The organism is Mesorhizobium sp. M1A.F.Ca.ET.072.01.1.1 (assembly GCF_004023325.1).
Taxonomy (GTDB): Bacteria; Pseudomonadota; Alphaproteobacteria; order Rhizobiales; family Rhizobiaceae; genus Mesorhizobium.
In genome coordinates this window covers 1-4,662 of the sequence record NZ_RZSF01000423.1, presented here as the reverse complement: position 1 = coordinate 4,662, position 4,662 = coordinate 1, and the positions used below count along the sequence as shown (strand labels likewise).

The 4,662-nt window shown below is 63.0% G+C and carries 6 protein-coding genes; 4 read left to right on the top strand and 2 right to left on the bottom strand.

All coding sequences use genetic code 11. From position 1 onward, the window contains the following. Nucleotides 1-80 precede the first annotated feature (80 nt). Nucleotides 81-902, bottom strand: coding sequence for an enoyl-CoA hydratase (locus EOA32_RS33330; RefSeq protein ID WP_128373990.1), 822 nt, complete (start codon nucleotides 900-902; stop codon nucleotides 81-83). Nucleotides 903-1,050: 148 nt separating this feature from the next. Between EOA32_RS33330 and EOA32_RS33325 the strand changes: the two genes are divergently transcribed. The 3 genes from EOA32_RS33325 (at nucleotide 1,051) to rpsI (ending at nucleotide 2,677) form a co-directional block, all read left to right on the top strand. Further along, entirely contained in the window at nucleotides 1,051-1,512 is a 462-nt protein-coding gene (locus tag EOA32_RS33325) for a PaaI family thioesterase (RefSeq protein WP_128373989.1), read from the top strand. Between the two features lie 224 nt (nucleotides 1,513-1,736). Next, on the top strand, nucleotides 1,737-2,201 hold the full coding sequence (gene rplM, locus EOA32_RS33320; protein ID WP_066989450.1) for a 50S ribosomal protein L13: 465 nt from the start codon (nucleotides 1,737-1,739) through the stop codon (nucleotides 2,199-2,201). Continuing rightward, a complete protein-coding gene (gene rpsI / locus EOA32_RS33315) occupies nucleotides 2,201-2,677 on the top strand; it encodes a 30S ribosomal protein S9 (protein WP_066989448.1) in 477 nt (158 codons plus the stop codon). The genes rplM and rpsI overlap by 1 nt, the downstream gene beginning before the upstream one ends. Before the next feature lie 58 nt (nucleotides 2,678-2,735). Here rpsI and EOA32_RS33310 read toward each other — a convergent pair whose 3' ends face one another. Beyond that, a complete protein-coding gene (locus tag EOA32_RS33310; RefSeq protein WP_128373988.1) occupies nucleotides 2,736-3,641 on the bottom strand; it encodes a LysR family transcriptional regulator in 906 nt (301 codons plus the stop codon). A 95-nt stretch (nucleotides 3,642-3,736) separates the two neighbouring features. Here EOA32_RS33310 and EOA32_RS33305 point away from each other — a divergent pair, with 95 nt between their 5' ends. Beyond that, nucleotides 3,737-4,609 carry an aldo/keto reductase family oxidoreductase gene (locus EOA32_RS33305; RefSeq protein ID WP_128373987.1) on the top strand — a complete coding sequence of 291 codons (873 nt, stop codon included), beginning with the start codon at nucleotides 3,737-3,739 and terminating at the stop codon, nucleotides 4,607-4,609. The last annotated feature ends 53 nt before the right edge of the window (nucleotides 4,610-4,662 follow it).

Here is a 4,662-nt window from a genome sequence, read left to right as displayed (position 1 = left end):
GCTTTCATCCGCGTCAGTTGCTTGCGGGCAGCCACGTCGGACCGTCAATCATGAAAAAGCGCGCTGCATTCTCGAGTCAATTATTCGTCGGCCCATTCCGGCTTGCGCTTGCCAATGAAAGCGCCGATACCCTCCTCGGCGTCGCGCGCCAGCATGTTTTCCACCATCACGCGGCCGGTGTAGGCGTAGGCGTCAGCCAGCCCCATTTCGGCCTGGGCGTAGAACGCCTCCTTGCCGGCCTTGACCACCAAAGACGATTTTGAAGCAATGGTTTGCGCGTATTTGTTGACAACCTGATTCAGATATTCGCGCGGCACGATCCGGTTGATGAGACCGAACTCCTTGGCCGTCGCCGCATCGATCGTCTCGCCGGTGAGAAGCATTTCCATCGCCTGCTTGCGCGAGACGTTGCGCGACAGCGCAACCATCGGCGTCGAGCAGAACAGGCCGATATTGACGCCGGGCGTGCAGAAGGTCGCTTCGTGCGAGGCGATGGCGAGGTCGCAGCTCGCGACAAGCTGCAATCCGGCCGCGGTAGCCAGACCGTCGACCTCGGCGATCACCGGCCTCGGATGGCGAACGATGGTCTGCATCAGCTTTGCGCAGGCGACAAAGGTCTTTTCGAAGAAGGCGCGGCCGCGATCCGGTTCGGCGCGGTGCGCCGTCATTTCCTTGAGGTCGTGGCCGGCGCAAAACACTTTGCCTGACGCTGCCAGGATGATGACGCGTACGGATTTGTCGTCCTTCACGCGGTCGAACTCGGCCTGCAGCGCCGCCATCGTCGCCAGCGACAGCGCGTTGGCCGGCGGGCTTGCAAGGGTGAGGCGCAGCACGCCCTTGTCTTGGCTGACAAGAACCGGGCCGTCGGCGACGGCGGACTTGATGGCAACGACTTCGGCCATTTTTGAACCTCTCGATCAGCGGTCCCGGGTTATGGAGCAACAGAACTAACATGCTGCCGATTGAAGAACAGCCGCGAGACGTGTTTTCTCCGTGGCACCGTTTGGTCCAGGCGCGCCGCCTGGAACTTTCCGTATATAGGAATCGCGCATGCCCGCTCAAAGCAATCTCAAGCCGGTGCTGACCGCGGCCGAAGTCAACGCGCTGATGGCAAGCGTCTATCCGCAGCTCAACGACCAGTTCTCCTTTTATGAGGCGCTGGAAGTGTTTCCGGGCGGCTGCACGGTGCGGCTCAATGCCGACCAGCGGCATCTGCGTCCCGGCGGCACCGTCTCGGGTCCGGCGCTGTTCACGCTTGCCGACATCGGCGGCTATGTTTGCGTGCTCAGCCATGCCGGGCCGGATGCGCTTTCGGTGACGACCAATCTCAACATCAACTTCATGCGCAAGGCCGAGGCCGGGCCGATCGACGGCCATTGCCGTATCCTTAAGCTCGGAAAGAGCCTGATGGTCTTCGACATCGACATCGTCGCCGGGGCCGACCGGCACACGGTGGCCCACGCCACCGGGACCTATTCGATCCCGCCGAAGCGAATGGACGAGGTAAAATAATACCGTTTCGCCAATTGATTGTTTTTGCTTTATTTTCAGCGCCAGTAGAGTCTCCGCTTGGCTTGACGCATCCGGCACCCTCGCCTATAAGCCGTCACGAAACAGCGGCCGCAAGGGCCGCCGTTTTGTTATTGCCGGACGGCTTGGCCTCTCCGTCAATTCAAGCAACAAAAAACGCCTGTTCCTGCCGTTCGCGGACAGGACGGTCAACCTGAGAGCAAAACATGGCTACCTTTTCGCAGAAGCCTGCGGATGTGGTGAAGAAGTGGGTGCTGATCGACGCCGAGGGTCTCGTCGTCGGCCGCCTTGCCACTGTCATCGCCAACCATCTGCGCGGCAAGCACAAGCCCACTTTCACCCCGCATGTCGATGATGGCGACAATGTCATCGTCATCAATGCCGACAAGGTGGTGTTCACCGGCAAGAAGTACACCGACAAGGTCTATTACTGGCACACCGGCCATCCCGGCGGCATCAAGGAGCGCACCGCGCGCCAGCTGCTCGAGGGCCGCTTCCCCGAGCGCGTCGTCGAGAAGGCTGTCGAACGCATGATCCCGCGCGGCCCGCTTGGCCGCCGCCAGATGAAGAATCTCCGCGTCTATGCAGGCACTGAGCATCCGCACGCGGCCCAGCAGCCCGTCACGCTCGACGTGGCCAAGCTGAACTCCAAGAACAAGAGGGCCTCGTAATGGCTGAGCTTTCCTCGCTCGCAGAACTCGGGACTGTCACGACCGCCGCGCAGCCGGCCGCGCCTGTCCACGTCCAGAAGCTCGACAAGTCGGGCCGCGCCTATGCCACTGGCAAGCGCAAGAACGCGATCGCGCGCGTCTGGGTGAAGCCAGGCTCCGGCAAGATCATCGTCAACGACAAGGAATTCGCGACCTATTTCGCGCGTCCCGTGCTGCAGATGATTCTCAACCAGCCGATCGTCGCCGCCAACCGCGCCGGCCAGTACGACATCGTCGCCACCGTCATCGGCGGCGGTCTCTCCGGCCAGGCGGGCGCCGTGCGTCACGGCATCTCTAAGGCGCTGACCTATTACGAGCCGGGCCTGCGTTCGGTGCTCAAGAAGGGCGGCTTCCTCACCCGCGACAGCCGCGTGGTCGAGCGCAAGAAGTACGGCAAGGCCAAGGCCCGCCGCAGCTTCCAGTTCTCGAAGCGCTAAGCGCTGCGAAGTCCAAGCATTTCGAAAAGGCCGCCTCCGGGCGGCTTTTTTGTTTCCGTCACCAGTGCCCGGCCGGCGTTTTTATGTAGTCGATGAAGGCGCGCAGCGGTGCCGGCACCAAGCGCCGGCCAGGGTAATAAAGAAACGGCCCCGAGAAGCTTTGCCACCAGGGCTGGAGCACCGGTTCCAGAACGCCGCTGTCGAAATACGGGCGCACCCAGTCCTCGAAGAGCCAAAGGATGCCGACGCCGGCGATCGCCGCATCGACAGCTAGATCGACGCCTCCACCGATGCTGACGACCAATGGCCCCGTGGGATCGACCCGCACCACCTCGCCGTCCCGCTCGAACTCCCAGGGCGTCATGACCCCGCTCGGAAAGCGGCCGCGCACGCAGGCATGGCCAAGCAGGTCGCGCGGGTGCTGCGGCCGACCGTGCCGGTCAAGGTAGGACGGCGCGGCGGAGGTCGTGAAGCGCTGCGCGCGCGGTCCGATCGGCACCGCGATCATGTCCTGCTCCAGCCGCTCGTCATAGCGGATTCCGGCGTCGCAGCCGGCCACCAGCACATCGACAAAGTTCTCCTCGGCGATCACCTCCAGGCGAATGGCGGGATAGGCCGCGAGAAATCCCGGAACGATTTTGGGCAGCACCAGCCGCGAGGCGCTTATCGGCACGTTGAGACGCAACGTTCCGGCGGGCCGGTCGCGAAAGCCGTTCACCACATCGAGCGCAGCTTCTACCTCGCCCAATGCGGGGCCGAGCCGCGCCAGCAGGCTGGCACCAGCCTCGGTCAAAGCAACGCTGCGCGTGGTGCGGTTTAAGAGCCGAACACCGAGTTGGGTTTCCAGACGGCGGATGGCTTCGCTGAGCGCTGACGCGCTGCCGGCCGTGGCGCGAGCTGCTTCGCGAAAGCCGCCGGCGCGGGCCACGGCCATGAATGCCTGGAGATCGTTGAGTTCGGCCATTGTCCTAAATTTCGTACAAGCTGTGCTAAATATAGCTGGTTATCGGGACAGCGGCTATGCCTTACCTCCCTCGCCGACAACGAAGGAGAACCACGATGTCCAGCGTAAACAAATCCGGCGCCTATAAGCTCGGTGACCGCTCGGTCCGCCGCCTCGGCTACGGCGCCATGCAGCTCGCAGGCAAAGGAGTGTTCGGTCCGCCGAAAGACCATGACGCGGCCATCGCCGTGCTGCGCGAAGCGATAGCGCAAGGCGTGAACCATATCGACACCAGCGATTACTATGGCCCGCACGTCACCAACAAGCTGATCCGCAAGGCGCTATCGCCCTACCCCGACGACCTCACCATCGTCACAAAGATCGGCGCCCGTCGTGGCGAAGATGCTTCCTGGCTGCCGGCCTTCACAGCCGATGAGCTCGAACAGGCCGTACATGATAATCTTCGCAATCTTGGCCGCGAGGTGATGGACGTCGTCAATCTGCGCATCATGTTCGGGATGCATGGTCCAGCGGAGGGCTCCATCGAGGCGCAGGTCACCAAGCTCGCCGAGCTTCAGCGCAAGGGCCTGGTGCGCAATATCGGCTTGAGCAACGTCACCCGAGCGCAAATCCAGGAAGGCCGCAAGATTTGCGACATCGTCTGTGTGCAGAACCAGTACAATCTGGCGCATCGCGACGACGACGCGCTGATCGATGAACTGGCGCGCCACGGCATCGCCTATGTGCCGTTCTTTCCGCTTGGCGGCTTCAGCCCGTTGCAATCCTCGACGCTGTCCGGCGTGGCCGAGCGGCTCGGCGCGACGCCGATGCAGGTTGCGCTGGCGTGGTTGTTGCAGCGTTCGCCCAACGTCCTTTTGATCCCGGGCACGTCGTCGGTCGGGCATCTGCGCGAGAACCTTGCGGCAGCGGAGCTGGAGCTGTCGGCGGATGTGCTGCGCGAGTTGAATGGGGTGGCGAAAGCGGCGTAGGTTGGCGCAGCACCCCGCCCGCGCCTGCAGCGCGACCTCCCCATCAAGGGGAG

Excerpts from the sequence above, each read along its gene's own strand:
- rplM (WP_066989450.1), top strand. The coding sequence starts at position 1,737 with ATGGCTACCTTTTCGCAGAAGCCTGCGGATGTGGTGAAGAAGTGGGTG.
- rpsI (WP_066989448.1), top strand. The coding sequence starts at position 2,201 with ATGGCTGAGCTTTCCTCGCTCGCAGAACTCGGGACTGTCACGACCGCC.
- EOA32_RS33305 (WP_128373987.1), top strand. The coding sequence starts at position 3,737 with ATGTCCAGCGTAAACAAATCCGGCGCCTATAAGCTCGGTGACCGCTCG.
- EOA32_RS33325 (WP_128373989.1), top strand. The coding sequence starts at position 1,051 with ATGCCCGCTCAAAGCAATCTCAAGCCGGTGCTGACCGCGGCCGAAGTC.
- EOA32_RS33310 (WP_128373988.1), bottom strand. The coding sequence starts at position 3,641 with ATGGCCGAACTCAACGATCTCCAGGCATTCATGGCCGTGGCCCGCGCC.
- EOA32_RS33330 (WP_128373990.1), bottom strand. The coding sequence starts at position 902 with ATGGCCGAAGTCGTTGCCATCAAGTCCGCCGTCGCCGACGGCCCGGTT.